This is a genomic window from Facilibium subflavum (genome assembly GCF_003574485.1).
In the GTDB taxonomy this organism is placed as follows: Bacteria; Pseudomonadota; Gammaproteobacteria; order Francisellales; family Francisellaceae; genus Facilibium; species Facilibium subflavum.
Genome location: NZ_QLIT01000351.1, coordinates 1 through 509 on the forward strand (window position 1 = coordinate 1; position 509 = coordinate 509).

The following is a 509-nucleotide window of genomic DNA, read 5'->3' on the forward strand; positions in this document are numbered from 1 at the left end:
CTTTTTTTTACACCTTTTTTCATTTCTTTTCTTTAATCTCTTTTTCTTTTTTCCTCTCTTCCTTTCCCTTTTTCTTCCTCTTTTTCTTCCTCTGTTCCTCCCTCTCTCCCTCTTCTTCTTCCCTCTTTCTCCTCTCTTCTTTCACTTTTTTCTTCATTCCCTTTTTTTCCTTTTCTATCTATTTCTTCCCCTCCCTTTTCTTCTTTTTTTTCTTTTATTTTTTTCTTTTTTCTTTCTTTTTTTCTTTTATCCTTTTCTTCTTCTTCTTTCTTTTTTTTTATTCTTCTTTTTTTTTTTTTTTCTTTTTCTTTCTCTCCTCTTTTATCTATTTCTTTTTTCTTTTTTTTTTTTTTTTTCTCCTTTTCCCCTTCTCCTTCTTCCTCCTTTTTTTTTCATTCTTCTTCCTGTATTTTTTTCACTCTTTCTTTCTCTTCTTTTTCTTTTTCTTCCCTTTTTTTTTTTTTTCATTTTCCTCCCTTTCTTTTTTTCTGTTTTTTTTCTTTTCTTTT

2 protein-coding genes are annotated in these 509 nt (G+C 27.5%); both read right to left on the reverse strand.

The genetic code is table 11. The features are described from left to right. Positions 1-19 precede the first annotated feature (19 nt). On the reverse strand, positions 20-157 hold the full coding sequence (locus DNK84_RS15270) for a hypothetical protein (RefSeq protein ID WP_162902522.1): 138 nt from the start codon (positions 155-157) through the stop codon (positions 20-22). A 164-nt stretch (positions 158-321) separates the two neighbouring features. Next, the coding region (locus DNK84_RS15275; RefSeq protein ID WP_208123357.1) for a hypothetical protein at positions 322-509 on the reverse strand (188 nt) is incomplete at its 5' end.